The organism is Micromonospora sp. NPDC049089 (assembly GCF_040648775.1).
Lineage (GTDB): Bacteria > Actinomycetota > Actinomycetes > Mycobacteriales > Micromonosporaceae > Micromonospora.
On sequence record NZ_JBEZEH010000048.1, the window covers coordinates 16,660 to 35,290 of the forward strand.

General features: G+C 73.2%; 19 protein-coding genes. 15 read left to right on the top strand and 4 right to left on the bottom strand.

Annotated elements, in window-relative coordinates:
- Positions 1 to 11: 11 nt before the first annotated feature.
- Genes AB0B48_RS11290 through AB0B48_RS11360 form a run of 15 tightly spaced genes read left to right on the top strand, consistent with a single transcriptional unit; the run spans position 12 to position 15,340 of the window.
- Positions 12 to 620 carry a glycine zipper family protein gene (locus AB0B48_RS11290; RefSeq protein WP_357199237.1) on the top strand — a complete coding sequence of 203 codons (609 nt, stop codon included), beginning with the start codon at positions 12 to 14 and terminating at the stop codon, positions 618 to 620.
- Positions 617 to 1,315, top strand: a complete 699-nt coding sequence (locus AB0B48_RS11295) for a carboxypeptidase regulatory-like domain-containing protein (RefSeq protein WP_357199240.1) — start codon at positions 617 to 619, stop codon at positions 1,313 to 1,315. The genes AB0B48_RS11290 and AB0B48_RS11295 overlap by 4 nt, the downstream gene beginning before the upstream one ends.
- 23 nt (positions 1,316 to 1,338) lie before the next feature.
- On the top strand, positions 1,339 to 2,589 hold the full coding sequence (locus AB0B48_RS11300; RefSeq protein ID WP_357199243.1) for a phage tail sheath subtilisin-like domain-containing protein: 1,251 nt from the start codon (positions 1,339 to 1,341) through the stop codon (positions 2,587 to 2,589).
- 1 nt (position 2,590) lies between these two features.
- Positions 2,591 to 3,073 (top strand): phage tail protein, encoded by a 483-nt coding sequence (locus tag AB0B48_RS11305; RefSeq protein WP_030327509.1) that lies wholly within the window; start codon positions 2,591 to 2,593, stop codon positions 3,071 to 3,073.
- Entirely contained in the window at positions 3,048 to 4,520 is a 1,473-nt protein-coding gene (locus AB0B48_RS11310) for a hypothetical protein (protein ID WP_357199246.1), read from the top strand. The genes AB0B48_RS11305 and AB0B48_RS11310 overlap by 26 nt, the downstream gene beginning before the upstream one ends.
- Positions 4,520 to 5,392 carry a hypothetical protein gene (locus AB0B48_RS11315; protein WP_355007390.1) on the top strand — a complete coding sequence of 291 codons (873 nt, stop codon included), beginning with the start codon at positions 4,520 to 4,522 and terminating at the stop codon, positions 5,390 to 5,392. Before AB0B48_RS11310 ends, AB0B48_RS11315 begins: the two co-directional genes overlap by 1 nt.
- Complete coding sequence (locus AB0B48_RS11320) at positions 5,389 to 6,981, top strand: contractile injection system protein, VgrG/Pvc8 family (RefSeq protein ID WP_357199250.1); 1,593 nt, start codon at positions 5,389 to 5,391, stop codon at positions 6,979 to 6,981. Before AB0B48_RS11315 ends, AB0B48_RS11320 begins: the two co-directional genes overlap by 4 nt.
- Entirely contained in the window at positions 6,981 to 7,319 is a 339-nt protein-coding gene (locus tag AB0B48_RS11325; RefSeq protein ID WP_355007388.1) for a hypothetical protein, read from the top strand. Before AB0B48_RS11320 ends, AB0B48_RS11325 begins: the two co-directional genes overlap by 1 nt.
- Positions 7,316 to 7,750, top strand: coding sequence for a GPW/gp25 family protein (locus tag AB0B48_RS11330; protein WP_357199255.1), 435 nt, complete (start codon positions 7,316 to 7,318; stop codon positions 7,748 to 7,750). Before AB0B48_RS11325 ends, AB0B48_RS11330 begins: the two co-directional genes overlap by 4 nt.
- Positions 7,747 to 10,419: a putative baseplate assembly protein gene (locus AB0B48_RS11335; protein ID WP_357199258.1), complete on the top strand. Its 2,673-nt coding sequence runs from the start codon at positions 7,747 to 7,749 to the stop codon at positions 10,417 to 10,419. Before AB0B48_RS11330 ends, AB0B48_RS11335 begins: the two co-directional genes overlap by 4 nt.
- Entirely contained in the window at positions 10,400 to 10,915 is a 516-nt protein-coding gene (locus AB0B48_RS11340) for a phage tail protein (RefSeq protein ID WP_357199261.1), read from the top strand. The genes AB0B48_RS11335 and AB0B48_RS11340 overlap by 20 nt, the downstream gene beginning before the upstream one ends.
- Positions 10,912 to 11,841 (top strand): hypothetical protein, encoded by a 930-nt coding sequence (locus tag AB0B48_RS11345; RefSeq protein WP_357199264.1) that lies wholly within the window; start codon positions 10,912 to 10,914, stop codon positions 11,839 to 11,841. The genes AB0B48_RS11340 and AB0B48_RS11345 overlap by 4 nt, the downstream gene beginning before the upstream one ends.
- Positions 11,838 to 12,299 (top strand): hypothetical protein, encoded by a 462-nt coding sequence (locus AB0B48_RS11350; protein ID WP_357199267.1) that lies wholly within the window; start codon positions 11,838 to 11,840, stop codon positions 12,297 to 12,299. The genes AB0B48_RS11345 and AB0B48_RS11350 overlap by 4 nt, the downstream gene beginning before the upstream one ends.
- A gap of 30 nt (positions 12,300 to 12,329) precedes the next feature.
- Positions 12,330 to 13,085, top strand: coding sequence for a hypothetical protein (locus tag AB0B48_RS11355; RefSeq protein ID WP_355007383.1), 756 nt, complete (start codon positions 12,330 to 12,332; stop codon positions 13,083 to 13,085).
- A 50-nt stretch (positions 13,086 to 13,135) separates the two neighbouring features.
- Positions 13,136 to 15,340 carry a hypothetical protein gene (locus AB0B48_RS11360; protein ID WP_357199271.1) on the top strand — a complete coding sequence of 735 codons (2,205 nt, stop codon included), beginning with the start codon at positions 13,136 to 13,138 and terminating at the stop codon, positions 15,338 to 15,340.
- Positions 15,341 to 15,347: 7 nt separating this feature from the next.
- On the opposite strand, the gene AB0B48_RS11365 is transcribed toward AB0B48_RS11360, so the two are convergent.
- From AB0B48_RS11365 to AB0B48_RS11380, 4 genes are read right to left on the bottom strand one after another with little or no spacing between them, the layout of a single operon-like run.
- Positions 15,348 to 16,193 carry a PmoA family protein gene (locus tag AB0B48_RS11365; protein ID WP_357199274.1) on the bottom strand — a complete coding sequence of 282 codons (846 nt, stop codon included), beginning with the start codon at positions 16,191 to 16,193 and terminating at the stop codon, positions 15,348 to 15,350.
- The gene (locus AB0B48_RS11370) at positions 16,190 to 16,810 is read right to left on the bottom strand and encodes a hypothetical protein (protein WP_357199277.1); all 621 of its coding nucleotides are present in this window, start codon (positions 16,808 to 16,810) and stop codon (positions 16,190 to 16,192) included. The genes AB0B48_RS11365 and AB0B48_RS11370 overlap by 4 nt, the downstream gene beginning before the upstream one ends.
- Before the next feature lie 4 nt (positions 16,811 to 16,814).
- Positions 16,815 to 17,702 carry a carbohydrate ABC transporter permease gene (locus AB0B48_RS11375; RefSeq protein WP_355007379.1) on the bottom strand — a complete coding sequence of 296 codons (888 nt, stop codon included), beginning with the start codon at positions 17,700 to 17,702 and terminating at the stop codon, positions 16,815 to 16,817.
- Entirely contained in the window at positions 17,702 to 18,601 is a 900-nt protein-coding gene (locus tag AB0B48_RS11380) for a sugar ABC transporter permease (RefSeq protein ID WP_357199281.1), read from the bottom strand. The genes AB0B48_RS11375 and AB0B48_RS11380 overlap by 1 nt, the downstream gene beginning before the upstream one ends.
- Positions 18,602 to 18,631 lie beyond the last annotated feature (30 nt).

Sequence of the window (18,631 nt, forward strand, 5' to 3'; positions counted from 1 at the left end):
GGGGTGCCGTCATGGTCTTCGGAATTCTCAGCGCAGCCGCTCACGTCGGCTTCGGCGCCCTACTCGGCTTCCTCGCCGGTGGCCCCATCGGGCTGCTGATCGGCGCCGTCGTGGGCCTGGTGGTCGGCGCGGTCTTCGGCTGGTCGGTGGCCTCCGCCGGGGTGTACGGCTCGGACGCCCGCGGCATCTTCCTCTTCGTCGTCGACCACACCTGGAGTCTGCTCAACACTGTCGTCGGCGCGATCTACCTGACGGTGCACCTGATCTTCGGGCACTCACTGGACCGGCCCACATCACTGAACAGCGGCCGGGTCAGCGTCGTGGAGGGAGTGTCGCCCCGCTACGCCACCACCATCGGCACCGTCTGCGCCGGCTCCACCTCCGGCATCCAGCGGCACGAGGACGTGCACATCTTCCAGGGTCGTCTGCTCGGGCCGCTCTACATCCCCCTCGTCCTGGCCAACTACGTCCTGTTCACCATCGCGCCGGTGTGGCTGCTCTACCACGACCACACCAACGCGCCGATCAACCGCTTCACCCGGTACTTCGAGATCGGCGTCTACCCGCACGTGTGGAACGAGGCCATCGCGTACCGGATCCAGGGGACGCCGCCGCGATGACCACCCACGGGCGCGGACCGATCGAGAGCGCCACCGCCGAGCTGGTCGCCTGGGTGACCAGCGCGGCGGGGGAACCGGTCCCGATCGGCCCGCCCCGCGTGTGCGACGACGCCGACGGGCTCACCCTCTGGCCCCTCGAACTGCGCCCGGCCCGGCAGACCCGCTCCAGCGGCGCGGTCCGCGAACCGTACCGGTTCACGGTCCGCCACCTGCTCTGCGTCACCGGTCCGGCCGGGTTGCCCCGGCTGGACCGGGTGCTCATCGCCGCGACCAGCGACGGCAGTTACCCGGTCGTACTGGAGGCCGGTGACCCACCGCTGTGGACGGCGTTCGGCACCGCACCCCGACCGGCGCTGCTGATCGACGTGGCGGCGCAGGTGGACCACCCCACTCCGGCCGCGCCGCCGGTGCTGCAACCGCTGCGGATGCGGCAACTCGACGTGCGCAGCCTCAGTGGGCGGGTCGTCGGCCCCCAGGAGCAGCCACTGGCCGCGATGCGGGTCGAGCTGCCCGCCACCGGCTCCGCCACCCGCACCGACACCGAGGGTCGGTTCCTGATCGTCGGTGTCCCGCACGACCCCGAGCACCCGAGCCCGGTCCGGCTGCGGCTGAGCGGACGCGGGCTCGTCCTCACCGCCGACGTCGACCCGGCCGAGGACGACATCGTCATCGTCTGCGCGCCACCGACCCACTGACACCCACAGGCACAGGAGGACCGATGCCCAGTTACTTCTCCCCCGGCATCTATGTCGAGGAGGTCCCCAGCGGCGCCCGACCGATCGGGCCGGCGAGCACCAGCATCGCGGCTTTCGTCGGCGTCGCCCCGGATCGCTCCGCCCATCTGGGCAAGGCGGTGCCGGTCAACAACTGGACGGAGTTCCTGCGGCTCTTCGCCAGTGGGGAGCGGGTGGAGAGCACCCCGTTGGCACGGGCGGTCTTCGGCTTCCTGGACAACGGGGGCGCCCGCTGCTGGGTGGTCAACGTCGGCGAGGGTGGCGCGATCACCGGCTCCGGGCAGCGGCGCGGGGGTCTGCAACTGCTGGAGGCCGTCGACGAGATCTCGATCATCGCCGCGCCCGGCTTCCACGACGTGGTGTCGCACGAGGCCCTGCTCAGCATGGCCGAGCGCACCCGCACCATGGTCGCGATCTGCGACCCGGCGCCGGACATCGACGACATCTCCGCGTTGACCCGGGTGGCCACGCCGTCCTCCGGCAAACCCCCCAAGCCCGCCGAGGGTACGGGCGGCGGTCCCGGCGGCGGCGCGGCCCAGCCGGGCGGCTCCGGCGGCCACGAGGGGGCCGCCTACCGGCCGCGCCAGTCCGAGTTCGGCGCGTTCTACTACCCCTGGCTGCGGGTGCGCGACCCGATCAGCGGCGAGTTGGAGCTCACCCCGCCGAGCGGGCACCTGGCCGGCATCTGGGCCCGCACCGATGCCCTGCGCGGGGTGCACAAGGCACCGGCCAACGAGCCGGTGCGCGGCGCCGTCGACCTGGGCTACCTGGTCACCCGACCGGAACACGACGTGCTCAACCCCAAGGGTGTCAACGTGATCCGCTACTTCGCCGGCGAGGGCATCCGGGTCTGGGGCGCCCGTACGCTCGCCGCCGAGGCCAGCGAGTGGCGCTACCTCAACGTCCGACGCCTCAGCATCGCCATCGAGCAGGCCATCGCCAACGGCACCCGGTGGATGGTCTTCGAGCCCAACGACTTCACCCTCTGGCGTTCGATCCGGCGCGACATCGGGGCGTTCCTCACCCGCGTGTGGCGCGACGGCGCGCTGCTGGGGCGCAGCCCGGAGGAGGCGTTCTTCGTCAAGTGCGACGAGGAGACCAACCCGCCGGACGTCCGCGACGCGGGCATGGTGATTGCCCACATCGGCATCGCGGTCGTCAAGCCCGCCGAGTTCGTGGTGTTCAAGCTGAGCCAGTGGGCCGGCGGCACCGAGACCGAGACGATCGGAGGCTGACATGCCCACCACCGCCACCCCGCAACCCGGGGCCCCGGTCGACCCGTACCGGGCGTACAACTTCCGACTGCTCATCAACGGCGTCACCAACGGCCACTTCACCGAAATGACCGGGTTGGAAGTGAACATCCCCGGGCAGCCGTACCGGGAGCACGGCCTGGGTCGGATGCGGATGGTGCCCGGCCAGGCCGAGTACGAGCCGGTGACCCTGCACTTCGGCCTCACCGCCTCCCGCGAGTTGTGGGACTGGGTGAACGCCACCGCCCAGGGCACCCTCAACCGGCGCAACGTCTCCGTGGTGCTGCTCGACTCGGTCGGGACGGCCGAGGTGCTGCGCTGGAACCTGATCGACGCCTGGCCGACACGGTGGCGCGGGGCACACCTCAACACCCTCAGCCACGAGATCGCCATCGCCTCGCTGACCCTGCGCTACGAGGGCCTGGAGCTGGAGACCGGCGGTGCCACCGCGCCGACGCCCGCGTAGCTGGCTGGCCGGCCGACTGCGCTCGGCGGCCGGAGCGGTGCAGCGCCTCGCCGGGCGGGTCGAGCCTGCCGGCCACCTTCCGCCGCCGTCGCAGACGCCCGAGGCGGCCCCACGCCGTTTCGGGGAACCGCCGCGGCACTGGCTGGACCTGGTCGCCGCCCACGCGCCCGGGCTGCTGCACGACCTGGACCTCGACCCGCCCCCGGCCGGCAACGCCGGGGCCGGGGTCCGGGACGGCGGGCAGGGCGACCCGACCGGTCGAATCGACGCCGAGGGCGCGGACCCGGTCGCGAACGCCAGATCCGGCAGGCTCAGCGGGCTCGGCGGGCTCGGCGGATCCGGCAGGCTCGGCGGGCTCGGCAATGAGGTGGGCGTGGGCGGTCCCGGTGCGAGCGGGGACAACGGGCCGACCAGGTCGCGGGCCAAGGGCCGCACCGGCAGGGCGGCCCGCCCGTCGCGAGCCGGTGACCAGCCCGACGGTACGCGGACCGATGCTGCCGGCCCGCCCGGCGACGGAACGCCCTCGTCCAACTCGGACCTGACCACCCCGCCGGCGGGATCCACCTGGCCGGACGCGTCGACCCCGCCAGCCGGATCGACCTGGCCGGCGGAACCGGGCGCGGCGGTGCCTCCGGTACGGCGGACGGCCCGCGTCGACACCACTGCCCACGACACCACGGCCCACGACACCACGGCCCCCGACGCCACGGCCCACGATGCCGCGACCGTCGACAGCACGGCCCTTGACGCGAGCGGGCTGCCCCGGGCGGACGGACCCCGACCGCCGGTCCGTTCCATGGTCTTCGGGCCGCACGGTGCGCCGAGCGACCGCCCGCACCGGGTCGAGGCCACCCGAACCACCTCACACCCACTCCGGGACGCACGGCGGTCCGGCGAGGTCGACCACCAGCGTTCCACCAGCTCGTTTCCCGCGCGACCCACCACCGACCGGCTCCCGGGTGGCCGCGACGGGTTCGGGGGCCACTCGGACGGTCAGCCCCGGCCCAGGGAGGACCGGAGCGGGCACCCGCGTGGCGATGCGCAGAACGCGGCCCGGACGTCTCGAGCGGACGCAGTGGCTGTGCGGGGCAGCGACGGGAACGGGCCGACCCGGGGCGGGGTCGACGCATCCTGGACCGGGTGGACGGCGACGAGCGCCGGGACTGCGCGCGGTGACCTGGATCGCCTGGCGGACCGTGGACCGTGGCTGGCACTGCCCGGTGTACCGGCGCCACCCGGGCACCCGGCCGCACGGCGCGACGCGGGGACGGGAGCGGCCGGCGGCGGACGACCGACGGGCATCGACGAGCCGCCGCCCCGCCCAGCGGCCCGGAGCGTCGACCCGTGGCCGGCACTGCCCGACGACTCCGCACTGTGGTCGGTCGCCGGTGCGGCGCTGGACACCGCCCAGCTTACCCGACTGGACCGGGAACAGGCGGGTGACTGATGGAACGCGTCGCCTTCCTCATCGACTCCTCCGGCGTTCGGGTGGACTGCCTGCTCAACCCGGAGACCGTGCAGGTGACCCGGCTCGCCGGCGTACGGCAGCGGGGTGCCGGCGGCGGGCAGCTCACCGGGGCCGGTCTGGCCGACGACCCGCTGGTCTTCACCGGTGGTGGCCGTACCGAGCTGGTGCTCGACCTGCTCTTCGACGTCGACTTCGTGGAGGCGCAACTGCGTCCGGCCGACGTTCGGGTGCTCACCCGTCCGCTGTGGATGTTGGCGGAGAATTCCACTGCCGAGCATGGTTGGTTGCGACCGCCGTTGGTCCGGTTGGTCTGGGGCAAGACCTGGAACGTGCCAGGTGTGATCGTCGCCGTGGCGGAACGGTTCGACGCGTTCACCGGCACCGGGTCGCCGCGGCGGTCCTGGCTGCGGCTGAAGCTGGTCCGCGCCGCCGAGACGGCCGATCAGGCCGAGGCCGGCTTCGCCGAGGAGTTGGCCGCCGCGAGCACCCCGACCGCCGCGCCGGGCAGCGCGGTGATCGCCGCCGGTGACGGCGCGGCCGAGCCGGGTCGCTCTGGTGTGCGTTTCGATCTGCTGGCCAACGACGCGCTGGGCTCGCCGCTGCGCTGGCGGCTGCTGGCCGAACACAACCGGATCACCGATCCCCTGGCCGTGCCGGCCGGCACCACCCTCGCCGTGCCACCGAGCGCCGGCACCGCTCCGGTGACCGGGTTGGCGCGGGCGGTGGCGGGTGTGGTGGGCGCGGGAGCGTCGTACCTGGGCGCCTCGATCGCCGACGCGCCGTGGAACGCGCCGACCGGCCCGACCGCTGCGGCTCCGAGCGCGTCCGGCAGTCCCGGGGGTACGCCGTGACCAGCCTCGCGCCCCGGGCATTGGTCGTCCTGCTGGACGGCGTCGAGCTGGTCGGCGCGGCTCGTCAGCGGGTCCGTTCGGTGCGGGTGGCGGCCCGGCTCAACCAGCCCACCCAGGCCGAGCTGGTGCTCGCCACCACCGCCGCGACCGGCGCGTTCGACCCGCCGGTACGCCCCGGCACGGCGCTCGACGTCCGGCTCGCCGACCACGAGGACGCCCTGTTCACCGGCGAGGTCACCTGCGTGGAGGTGGAGTTCGCCGCCGACGGGGCGGCAGTGCTGCGGTTGCGGGCGTACGACCCGCTGCACCGGCTGCGCAAGCGGCAGGGGTTGCGGGTCTTCACCTCGGTGACCGCCGCCGAGCTGGCGCAGGAGTTGTGCGGCGCGGTGGGGCTGGCGGTGACCGCCGAGGTCGACGGCCCTCGGTTGGAGCGGGTGCTCCAGCACCGGCACAGCGACCTTGAGCTGCTGCGCGAGGTGGCTGGCCGGGCCGGGCTGCACCTGGCCGCCGACGGTGACGGTGTCCGGCTGGTCACCCTCGCGGGCTACGGGGAGCCGGTCACGTTGACGCTCGGCGCGGGGGTGCACAGCCTGCGGCTGTCCACCAACACCGACCAGGCCAGCGGTGCCAGTGCGGCCCTGGGCTGGCACCCACAGCGGGCCGAGGTGATCAGCCAGCAGGTCGACGAGGCGCGCTGCGGCCGACCCGCCGACGACCGCCCGGACCCGGCCGATGTGGGCGCCGACGGCGTTCGCACCGCTGTGGACCAGCCCGGCCGCAGCGACGACGAGTTGGCGGCGCTGGCCCAGGCCCGCCTCGACAGCCGCGCGGCGGCGCTGGCAACGGCCGAGGGGGTGGCCGAGGGCGACCCGGCGCTACGGCCGGGCCGCCGCGTCGACCTCGGCGGGGTGCCCGACCCGGTCGCCGGGACGTACGTGCTGACCGAGGTCGTGCACACGGTGGACGGCAACGGGCACCTGACCCGGTTTTCCACTGTGCCGCCGGCCACCCCGGCGACCCCGACCGGCGGCGCGGTGGTCACCCTCGGCAGCGTCACTGACGTCGCCGACCCGGACGGGCTGGGCCGGGTCCGGTTGACCCTGCCGGCGTACGGGGACCTGGACGCCGGCTGGCTGGCCGTGCTCTGTCCCGGGGCCGGGCCGGGCAAGGGCCTGGTGGCGCTCCCCGATCCGGGCGACACGGTGCTCGTGGTGCTGCCCGGCGGCGAGCCGGCCTCGGGCATCGTGCTCGGCTCGCTGTTCGGCGCGGTCGAGCCGTACGACGCGGGCATCGACGACGGGAAGGCCCGCCGCTGGACGATGCGCACCTCCGGCGGGCAGTCGATCGTCGTCGACGACGTGCGGCGCAGCCTGCGGCTGGGCACCGAGGGCGGCAGCTTCCTGGAGCTGACCCCCGACCTGGCCACCCTGCACGCGGCGGCCGACCTGGTGATCTCCGCACCCGGCCGGGCCATCGTGGTGCGCGCCCGCAGCGTTGACTTCCTGCACGCCGCCTCGACCGAGGACCCGACCACCGCGGCGGAGCAGGCCCGAACGCTTGCCCGCGCCCACCACGAAGGAGGCGGCTGATGCGCTGGATCCACCGGGACTCCGTGATCACCTGCGATCACGACGGCCGGGTCGAGAACCGACCCTCGCGGGAGTGGGTGACCGTCACCGGTGTGCCCGTGCTCGTCGACGACGACCCGGAGGGACGCAAGATAGTCGCCTGCCCGAACTACGGCCCGACCATCAAGCCGTGCACCACGACACTCACCGTGCGCGTCGGATACAGCGACTGGGTTCGCGTCGACGGGCACCGGGTGGTGCTGTCGCACCTGGAGGGGTTCACCAACGGCACACCGCCGGGGCTGGTCAAGCACACGGTGCGCGACCCCCGCCAGCAGTTCCTGGGGGCGGACCGATGAGGGCGTTCCGTTTCGTCGGCGCCGGCTTCGACGCCGGCCGCACCGGCGGGTTGGCGCTCACCGCTGCCGGCGGCCTGGCGATGACCGATGGCGACGAGAGCGTACGGCAGGCGCTGTTCCTGCTCCTGTCGACGACGCCAGGCGAGCGGCTGATGCGACCCGGGTACGGCTCCCGGCTGCACCGGTTGGTCTTCGCGCCCAACGACGACACGACTGCCGGTCTGGCCATTCACTACGTCCGGCAGGCCATCGCCCGGTGGGAGCCCCGGGTCGAGGTGATCGACGTGGACGCCGGGCCGGACCCGGACGACGCGTGGCGCCTGGTGATCCGGTTGGACTACCGGGTGCGGGCCAGCCTGACACCCGGGCAGCTGGTCTTCTCCGTGGATCTGCTCCCCGTCGACGAGCCCGCTGAGGGAGGAGCGTCATGACGCTGCCCGTGCCGCACCTGGACGATCGCGGTTTCCTCGACCTGGTCACCGAGGCCCGGGAACGGATCCGGCAGTCCTGCCCGGCGTGGACCGACCTGTCGGCGCACGACCCCGGCATGGCGCTGGTGGAGACGTTCGCACACCTCACCGAGGTGATGATCTACCGGTTGAACCAGTTGCCGGAGAAGGCGTACGTCTCGTTTCTGAACCTGCTCGGGGTCACCCGGCACGCGCCGACAGCGGCCTGGGCGGACGTCCGGTTCACCCGTACCGGCACCGACCGCGGCGCGGTCCGGATCCCGGCCGGGCTGCGGGTCGCCGCGGCCCGGGGCGCGGACCCCCGGCCGGTCGTGTTCGTCACCACCGAGCCGACGCTGCTGCCCGCCGACGAGACGTCGGTGACGGTGCGGATGCACCACTGCGAACCGGTCGAGGCGGAGCTGCTCGGGGTGGGCACCGGCCAGCCGGGGCAGGTGCTGCGCGCGACGCACGCGCCGCTGACACGCACCGCCGAGGCACTGGACCTGCTGCTCGGGGTGGAGGTGGCGGCCGGCACCGTCGAGCTGGGCGCGGCGGCCCGCGAGCACGACGGTCGCACGTTCGAGATCTGGCAGCCCGTCGACAGCTTCGCCGGGCTCGGTCCGCAGGCCAAGGCGTACCTGGTCGACCGGTGCTCCGGCACTGTCATCTTCGCCCCGGCCCTCGACCTGCGACCGCCCGCCGGGACGACCCCGCACGGCGAGGCCACCGCCGACGCGGCCGCGCCGACGAGCACCGCGCCGCCGGTGACCGTCGCGGCGGTGCCGCCGGCCGGACGGCAGATCCGGCTCTGGTACCGCGCCGGTGGCGGGCCGACCGGCAACGTGGCGGCGGGCACGCTGACCAGCCTGCGCGACCCACTACCCGGGGTACGCGTGGACAACCCCACGCCGGCGGCCGGCGGCCGGGAGATGGAGGCGCTGGAGTCGGTGCTCCTGCGCGGCCCGTACGAGTTCTTCGCCCAGCAACGGGCGGTCACCGCCCGCGACTTCGAGGTCCTCGCGACCAGCTCCGGCGCGGTGGCGCGGGCGCGGGCGTTCACCCGCGCGGCGGTGTACAGCTTCGCCCGGCCGGGCGAGGTCGAGGTGGTGCTGGTGCCGTACGTGCCGGAGGCGGCCCGACCGGGCGGGCGGCTGCCGGTGGCGGTGCTGCGCGAGCACGAGGTGCCCGAGGCGCGCCACCGGGTCGAGGCGGACCTGGAGGAACGCCGGATGGTCGGCATCCGCTCCCGGGCCACCTGGGCACGGTTCAAGGCGGTGTCCGTGCGGGCCCGGGTGGTGGTCCGCCGCGAGGAGGACGTGGATGCGGTCCGCCGCCGCATCCACGACCGGCTGCACCAGACGTTGAGTCCGCTGCCGACCGCGCTCAACCCGACCGGCTGGCCGTTCGGCGAGCCACTGCGGGCGTCCAACGTGTACCGGCTGCTGGAGCACGCCGAGCCGGGGGTGCGCTACGTCGAGTCGGTGCGGTTCGTGGTCGACGAGGCCCCCGACGCCGACGTCCGCGCCCTCGCCGTGGACCAGTACCAGCCGCGCACCTGGTACGCCGGGCGCGGCCCGGTGCTGTTCCGCTCCAGCAACGGAGGCGCCGGTTGGGAACCGGCCGGTCGCTTCGACGACGAGACGGTGCTGCGGGTGGCGCCCGCGCCCGCGCCGGTACGGCCGGGCATCGTCGCGCGTCCCGGCTCGGTGGCCGTGGTGACGCTGCGCGCCTCGGGCGGCTCCCGGGTGCACCTGAGCACCGACCTGGGCGAGACGTGGTCGCTGCTCACCGACCTGGACTCGCGGATCTCCGACGTGGCCTGGCTGGACCGCGACGGCGCGGGCGCGCTGCTGGTGGCCACCGACACCGGCCTGTACGAGGTGTCGCTGCTGCCCGGGGCGGTGCCGTTGCAGATCCTGGTCGACCCGTCCGACGCCGACCGGGGCTTCTACGCGGTCCGGACGTTCGTTTCCGAGCGGGGTGCGCCGGGGGTGGCGGTGGCGGCGCAGGCCAGCTTCGGGGTGTACCTGTCGACGACCGGCGGCCGACCCGGCAGTTTCACCCACGTCGGGCTGGCCAACGTGGACAACCGGGTCCTCGCCGTGCAGTACGACGGCCCAGCCACCCTGCTCTGGAGCGGCGCGGGCGAGCCGGATCCGAAGAAACCCGGGCAGGGCTGCCACCGCACCCGGCTGTTCGAGTCGGACGTGAAGTGGCAGTCGATGCAGAGCGGGTGGATCGGCGGCACCTGCCGGGACCTCGCGTTCGTCGGTCAGCAGGCGGTGGCGGCCACGCAGAGCGGTGGGGTGCTGCGGCTGGACACCCTGGCCGCCCAGCCGCAGTGGCAGGCGGTGTCGGTCAACTGCGGGCTGCCGTTGCGGGACCGGACCCGGTTCGTGCCGGTGGACGCCATCGCGGTGAGCGGCCCGACGGCCGGAAGCGCGGCCGCTGGCGGCACCGGCGCGGCGGAGCGGCTGATCCTGGCCAGCGGCGAACGCGGCGTGCACCGCAGCGCCGACGCCGTCACCTGGACGCCCAGCGCCAACCAGGCCACCGCCGACGTGGTGACCGTCCCGGATACCTGGCTGCTCTGCTCCGGCGAGCACGACATCGAGGTGGTGCGCCAGGATGCGACGTTCGGCGATTGAACGGCTGCTGCCCGCCGCCTACCAGCGGGCCTGCGTGCCCGGCAGCGTGCTCTGGGCGCTGCTGGACGTGATGGAGGGGCTGCACGCCCCGGACGAGGCGATCCTCGCCGAGGTGGATGCGCTCTTCGACCCGTACCGGGCGCCGGACGGGCTGGTCGTGCGGTTGACCCGCTGGGTGGCGATGGATCACGTGGTGGCCTCGCCCCGACCGGACACCCCGCTGCCGCTGCCGGTGGGTCGGCTGCGCGACCTGGTGGCCAACGCCGCCCTGCTGGCCCGCTGGCGCGGCACCCCGTACGGGATGCGCCGGGCCCTGGAGTTGGCCACCGGGTTGTCGGGCTTCGCCATCGACGAGCCTCCCGAGCGGGCCTTCCACGTCGTGGTGCGGGTGCCGGTCGCCGCCGCCGGTCAGCTCGCCGTGATCACCCGCATCGTCGAGGCGGAGAAACCCGCCTCGGCCACTGTCGAGATCGTCCTGGAAGAGGAGTCGTCATGACCACCGAGTGGGCGGTCGTCGCCGCCGCCGAGCAGTTCACAGTCGACCCGCGCAACAGCGGCGAGCTGACCTTCACCGTCTCCAACCCGGGCAACGCGCCGGACACCGTGGTGTTCGACGTGGCACCCGGTGACGGCTCGCAGCGGGCCTGGTTCACCGTCGCCGAACCCCAACGCGTGGTACCCGGGCAGGGCTCGGTGTCGTTCCTGGTCAAGCTCGCCGTGCCGGCCGGCACCGCGCCCCGGCGCTACGACATGACCGGGTTCGCGTACTCGGCCAACACCGCGCCGGAGGAGAGTTCCCGCTCCAGCGGCCGGGTCACCTACGAGGTGCGGGCGGTAGCGCCGCCACGGCGTACCCCGTGGTTGTGGATCGCCGCCGCGGCGGCGTTGGTGCTGGTGGTGGTCGCCGTGGGGGTGGTGTTGCTGACCCGCGACGGCGAGCCGACCCCCGGCGAGCCGCGGGTGGTCACCGTCGAGGCGGAGAGCCTGGTGGAGGGCGCGCTGGTGGAGTCTCCGACGAAGAGCGCCGCGAAGGTGGAGGCGCAACCCAACTGCTGCGGGGTGACCTGGTCCGGCGACAAGCAGTTGTTCTTCCAGGGGTTGGCCATCGGCGACAAGGTCACCGTGACGGTGCAGATCCCGGCCGACGGCACCTGGCGTTTCACCACGGTACGCACCACCTCCCTCGACTACGCCAACACCGTCTTCGTCATCGACGGCCGCCAGGTCGGGGGGACGTTCCTCGGCTTCACCCCGACGGTGCGCAAGACGGAGTTCCTGGACGTCGGCACTGTCCAACTCACCAAGGGCCCGCACCAGGTCACGCTCCTGGTGGTCGGCAAGACGCAGGGCACGAACCGCTACTTCGCGGGCGTCGACGAGATCCGGTTCACCGAGGTCGTGGCGCAGGCCGTGGCGCGATGAGTGGACGGCAGAAGGCGCTGCTGGGGCTGTTCGCCGTCCTGCTGGTCGCGCTGTTCGTGGTAGCGGCCGGAACGGGCCGCGACGACCGGGGGGATCCGGGGGCCCGGCACGGGTTCGTCGACCGGTTGGGCGCGCTGGGCGGCGAGCGTTCCGCTGTGGATCCGCTGACGGTCAGCGCCGACTGCGCCGACGAGACCGGCCGGCTGGCGTTCTCCGGCAGTTGCGTGGTGCGGGTGGCCGATCCCGGCGGGCTGCGCACCCTCGTGCTGCGCAGCGCGGCACGGTTCACGGTCGTCGCCCCGGCGCCCGGCGACGCCGACCTGACCATCCGCGACGAGGTCGAGCCGGCCGCGGACGGCACCGGCGCGGTGGCGAAGATCGCCGTCGACCAGGCCACCGAGGTGGGCCTGGCCTGCCCCGGCCTGGGCGGCTGCACTGTCGTCGTGGCCACCTCCTGAATCGACAGGGACCGAGAGGAAGGTGCCGCCGTGGGTGACCTGCGCAAGCCGTTCCTGCTGATGGCCATGCTCGCCATCGTCCTGGCGATCGGGGTGGAGCTCGGCGCTGGGCTGCTGCTCGGCGGCGCCGACGCCGGCGCGGCCCTCGCCGACAGCGCCGGCGCGCTGGACGTGGAGATCGACGACGTGTCCGGGGTCAGCGAACCGTCCGGTCGGGGCACCGGCTACCTGGCGCTGATCGACGCGGTGGCGGTCTGGAGCACCGGGCTGTTCTGCCTGGGGCTGCTGCTGCCCGAGCGCGTCCAGGGTCGGGTGCAGGGCGTCGCCAGCCTGATCTTCTCGATCATCCTGATCATCGTCGGGTTGGTCGCGCTGGTCGTCGCGTTCGTCGAGCTGATGATCATGGTGTCGCTGTTCCTGGCCGTCCCGTTCGGCACCCTGGCCTACCTGGCGCTGTGGGGGTTCTTCCCGGTCGGTGAGGCGGCGGTGCTGCTCGGGCTGGTGCTGCTGCTCAAGCTGGTGTGGGCCGGGATGCTGGTGCTGGCCCAACCGCGTTTCCTGCAGAACAAGGGCCTCGTCCTGCTGATCCTCACCACCCTGCTGTGCACTGTCGTGCTGGAGTTCCTGCACAACCTGGTGCCGGTGATCCTGGTCAGCATCGTCGACGACGTGGCGGCGCTGGTCTTCGCGATCATTGCGATCATCTGGGGCCTGGTGCTGTTGATCGGCTCCATCCCGGCGATCGTCAAGGCCATCCGGGTAACGGCCGCCCTTCCGAGCCGTTGACCTTAGCGGTATCGGCAGCGCCTGGGTCGATTGTCTGTGACCCTGACGGCGTGGACGAGACGCCGGGCCGCGACGCCGTGGAGCTGCGCGTGCACGGCATCTCCGGCGTCACCGCCGAGCGGATCCTCGATCACCCGATCGTGACCCGGGTCGCCGGGAACACGCATGCGGGCTTCTTCCGGCCCCGGCCTGGCAGCGGCACCGCCGGCGGAGCCACCGACGGGGTTGCCGTCGAGGCGTACCGCTGGGGTTCGCTGACCGCCGGCGCGGCGGTACGGACGGCCTCGATGTTGCTGCTGCTCCCCTTCATGTTGAGCAACCTGGCGATCTGGCTCCGGCCGGCGGGGCACGACAGGTGGGGGCTGCTCGGCCTGCTGTGCCGGGTGCTCGCCGGCACCCTCACGGCCACGTTCGTGCTGGCGGCGGTGGGCGTCACACTCGACCTGGTCGGCTGGCAGTGCGTGCCGTACCCCGGGTGCCGAGCCAGCCGCCCCTACCTGGCCTGGTTGCACACCGTCCCGACCGGGCCCCGGCTGGCCCTGCTGTCGATCGTCCCCCTGCTGGCGCTGTGGGTCGTCTGGGCCATCGGCACCCGGTCGGCGCGGGCCTTCGAGGGGTTCGGCCCGTCGGCGGCGCAACCCCGGTCCGACGACCGGGACCAGAGCCTCACCGACGCCGGTTTCTGGCAGGACGCGCACGTCACCGGTTGGCTACGGCAGGTCCATGTGGTGCTCGGCATCGGGACGCTGAACGTCGCACTGCTGGCCGGCGTCGCACCGGGCGGGATCGGTCACGTCGTGCTGTTCGTGATCGCCGTCGGCCTGCTCGGGGCTAGCGTGGTGCTCCTCGCCCTGCCCGTGCCGACCACCCCGGTGCGGGCCCGACGGATCCTGCGAACCCTGTGGGCGACCACAGCGGTGACGACCGTGTTGTGCCTCGGCTCGGCCACGCTGGCGGACGCGACACCGTCCGGCTCGGGCAAGCTGCCCGGGTACGAGGGCGCCGCCGCGGGGGTGGTCGCCACGCAGGGTGTCCTGCTCGTCGTGCTCACCGTCGTCACTTACGCCCGCCAGCGTGCCGCCCCCGGCGACGAGCGTCCCGTCCTGCGCGGGCTGGGCACCCCGGTCATGGCTGCGGCGGCGGTGAGCATCGGCGCTGCCTTCACCGCGACTCTGGTCTACCGCGTCGCCGACGCCCTCGACCACGGCGACATCCCCGACCCGATCCGGCCCAACCCGCCGATCGTCGGCCCGCTGGACCCGCCGGTGGCCTACTGGTGGGCAGCGCTCGCCGGGCTCGCCGCGCTGCTGATCGGCGCGGCGGTGACCTCCGTGACCCTCCTGCTGAGCCGACGACGGCGGCGGCGGTTGGCGGCACGGATCATCGAACGGGACTACCCCGACGTGCCGGCGGCGGACGCGCACCGGCTGCGCCTGGTCCGGGAGACCATCGCCCGGTCCCGGGTCACCGAGGAGCTCGGCCCGGTGCTGCTCGCGTTCCTGTTGATCGCGTCGCTCGGGCTGGCCACCGTCGCCTTCGACGTGATCGGGATCGGTCCCACCCAGCTCGCGGACCGGCTGGGCGGGGACGGCCGCGCGGCCGTCGTGCTCGCCTACGTCACCGACGCCGGTGTCTGGGTGATCAGCCTGCTGGTGATCTGCCTGCTGATCCTCGGGTTCCGCGCGTACCGGTCGGCGCAGACCCGGCGGGTGGTGGCGGTGCTGTGGGACCTGGGCACCTTCTGGCCCCGGACGGTCCACCCGTTCGCGCCGCCCTGCTACGCGGCCCGCGCCGTCCCGGAGCTGGCGAAACGGGTCACCGGGCTCACCGCGCGGGGCCCGGTGGTCATCTCCGGGCACAGCCACGGCTCGGTGCTCGCCGCCGCCACCATCCTGCACCTACCGCCGGCCGTGCTGACCCGGGTGTCGCTGTTGACCTACGGGTCACCGCTGCGGCGCACCTACGCGCGGCTCTACCCCGCGTACTTCGGACCGCGGACGCTGCACGACCTGGGTGGGCGGATCGGGTGGCGGTGGCGCAACCTGTGGCGGGACACCGACCCGATCGGCGGGCCGATCTTCCCGCCGGGCTCGCCCGGAACACCGCCGGACGTCGACGTCCGACTGCGTGATCCCCGCAGCCTGACCATCGACCCGGCGGACACCGTGCCGCCGCCGATCGAAGGACACTGGCCGTACCACACCCAGGCCGCGTACCAGGTCGCGATCCGTGAGCTGATCGACCGGTCCGGTTGATCCGCACTCACGGCGTCAGCGCGACCAGGGCCGTCACCGCGTCCCGGTCCAGGGTCCCGTCGGCCACCCACACCCGGTATCGGCCGTGCCGGCTCCCACCGGCCGGCACCACCGCCGGACGGTCGAACGCGAACGCCACACAGACCCCCGGATACATCCCGGTCCGCACGAACCACCTGTCGTCGCGGCCGAGCCCCGAGAAGACCAGGGTGTACGCCCCGCCGCCCGACCGGGCGCCGGTCAGCGCGAGCCACGACGCCGCGCTGCCGTTGACCGTCTCCTCCCCGACCGCGTCGGCGGTGAACACCGCCGGTTCGCCGTCGGCGGCGGCCCGCCAGAAGAACCCGCCGTAGCCGGCCCCACCCTGGCGGCCGTTGGTGGCCGGACTGCCCAGCCGGATCTCCCGGTCGTCCGGGGCGACGAGGACGGACTCCACGTCGAGGCGCCAGGCGTCCGGCGTGACCACCGACGCGGCGAGCCACCTCCGCTCGGTCAGCAGCACCCCGCCGGTCCGGTCGCGCCACTGGAGATCGTGCGCGTACCGACTGGGGGTCCGTTCGACCTCACCGGTGTGCGCGATGACGCCGTGGTCGTCGCGCCAGGTGTAGCCGAGGTCGCGGACGTAGGTGCGCCCGCCCCAGAGGTTGCTGCCGTCGACGTCCTGGACCGCGAGGGACGCGCCGAGGTGCCACACGTGGTCGGCGGGGAGCGCGTCGGTGACCACCGTTCCGCCGAGCGTACGCACCGGGTGCAGGTACGGCCGGGGACCGTGCCGCGCGTCCAGCGCCGGGTCGAGCACGTACTCGGCCACCTCCGTGGCCCCGACCGTCAGCTGCACCGGCTCCCCGCTCACGGCAGCTCCCCAGGACCGGCGACGGCGACGGCGACCGGCCGGCGATTGGCGACGGCGTGCAGGGCTGCCACCGTGTAGCCGGCGAGGATCGGCACCGCGACCGGGGTGACCAGGACGGTGAGCAGCCCGGCGAGCGTGACGAGCCCGGTGAGCGCCGCCCAGCGGGTGGGCACGTCGAGGCAGGCGCGCGCGGCGGAGCGGGCCGAGGCCCGCCACCGCACGCCCCCGTTGCCGCCCACCTCGACGACGACCAGCCCGGCGTACCCGGTCAGGCCGGCCGCGACCAGCGCCGTCACCAGCAGCGCAGCCGGGCCGCCCGGCACTCGGCCGGTGGCCAGCGCCGCCAGGTCGGCGGCGAGCAGCGCGGTGGCGGCGAGCGCGAGCAGGCTGACCGGCACACCGGGCAGCACCGCGCGGCCGAACCGGCGCACTGTCGTGCGTGCCGAGGGCCAACTGCCGGTACGCGTCCAGTCGTGCACCGCCGCGCTGGCCGTGCCCGCCGCCGCGGCGGCGGTGAGCAGGGGGACCGCCGCGAGGGTCAGCAGGATGCCCAGCAGTGCCAGGTCCGCGGCGTCGCGGGCGACGTCGCGCCAGTCCCGCCGCCCGCCGGTGTCCACGGGTTCAGCCCTTGATGCCACTGGTGTTGATCCCCTCGACGAGCATCCGCTGGAACGCGACGAAGAACAGGAAGACCGGCAGCAGCGACAGCACCGACATGGCGAACATCGGGCCGACCGCGCTCTGGCTGGTCGAGTCGATGAACAGGGTCAGCGCGACCGGGACGGTGTAGTCCTCCAGTTGGGACAGGAAGACCAGTTGGCGGAAGAAGTCGTTCCAGGTCCAGATGAACGAGAAGATCGCCGTGGTGACCAGCGCCGGGCGGCTCAGCGGCAGGATGATGTGCCGGAAGATGCCGAACGGGCCGGCGCCGTCGATGCGGGCCGCCTCGTCCAGCTCCCGGGGTACGCCCCGCATGAACTGCACCATGAGGAAGACGAAGAACGCCTCGGTGGCCAGGAACTGCGGGATGAGCAGCGGCAGGTACGGCCAGTCACCGCCGACCAGCCCGAGCGTGCGGAACAGGATGTACTGCGGCACGATCAACACGTGCTGCGGCAGCAGCAGCGTGCCGATCATGACGGCGAACCACATGCCGCGCAGCCGGAACCGCAGCCGGGCGAAGGCGTACGCGGCCAGCAGGCAGGAGAGCCCGTTGCCGACGACGGTGAGCAGGCTGACCATGGCGCTGTTGAGGAAAAATCGGCCGAAGCTGACGTCGAAGTTGGACCACCCGGCGGTGTAGTTGCCCGGGGTGAACCGTTCGGGCAGCAGCCCGACGTTGTTGACGATCTCCTCCTGGGACTTCAGCGAGGTGCCCACCATCCAGATCAGCGGGTAGAGCACCACGGCGACGATCGCCACCAGGATCAGCAGTCGCAGCACGGGCCGGCCGCCGGGGCGTCGGCGCACGTTCGGCGGCGCTGCGGTCGTCGGGGTCACCGCCACCATCACCGGTCCTCCCCGTCGGAGTAGTGCACCCAGAACCGTCCGGTGCTGAAGAAGATCGCGGTGATGACCGCGATGGCGAGCAGGAACACCCAGGCCATCGCCGAGGCGTAGCCCATGTTGAGGTCGGTGAAGCCGGTGATATAGAGGTTCAGCGTGTACATCAGGGTGGAGTCAACCGGCCCGCCGGTGCCGTTGCTGAGCACGAACGCGGCGGTGAAGCCCTGGAAGCCGTTGATGGTCTCCAGCACAAGGTTGAAGAAGATGACCGGGGAGAGCATCGGCAGGGTGACGTTGCGGAACTGGCGGAACCGGCCGGCCCCGTCGACGGACGCGGCCTCGTACAGCTCGGTGGGCACCTGCTTGAGCCCGGCCAGGAAGATCACCATCGGTGCGCCGAACTGCCAGATGGCCAGCACCATCAGTGTTTCGAGGGCCCAGTCGGGGTCGTTGACCCACGGTTTGCCGGTGATGCCGAAGAGACTCAGCAGCGAGTTGAACGCGCCGTCGCGGTTGAACATGTTGACCCAGACGATGGCGAGCGCGACGCTGCCGCCGAGCAGGGACGGCAGGTAGAACAGCCCGCGGAACAACCCGACGCCGCGCCAGGCGCGGTTGAGCAGCAGCGCCACGCCGAGCGCCGCGGCCAGCTTCAGCGGTACGGCGATCAACGCGAAGGTCAGCGTGACCCGCACCGCGTGCCAGTACGACGGGTCGGCGGTGAACATCCGCTCGTAGTTGGCCAACCCCACCCACTCCACCTCGGAGAAAGGGGTGAGAATGTCGTAGTTGGTGAAGCTCAGGTAGAGCGACAGCAGCATGGGGATCGCCGTGACACCCATCAGGCCGATGAGCCACGGCGACAGGAAGACGTACCCCGCCAGACCTTCGCTGTGCCGGATCCGTCCGGGCCCACGCCTCTGCGCGTGGGC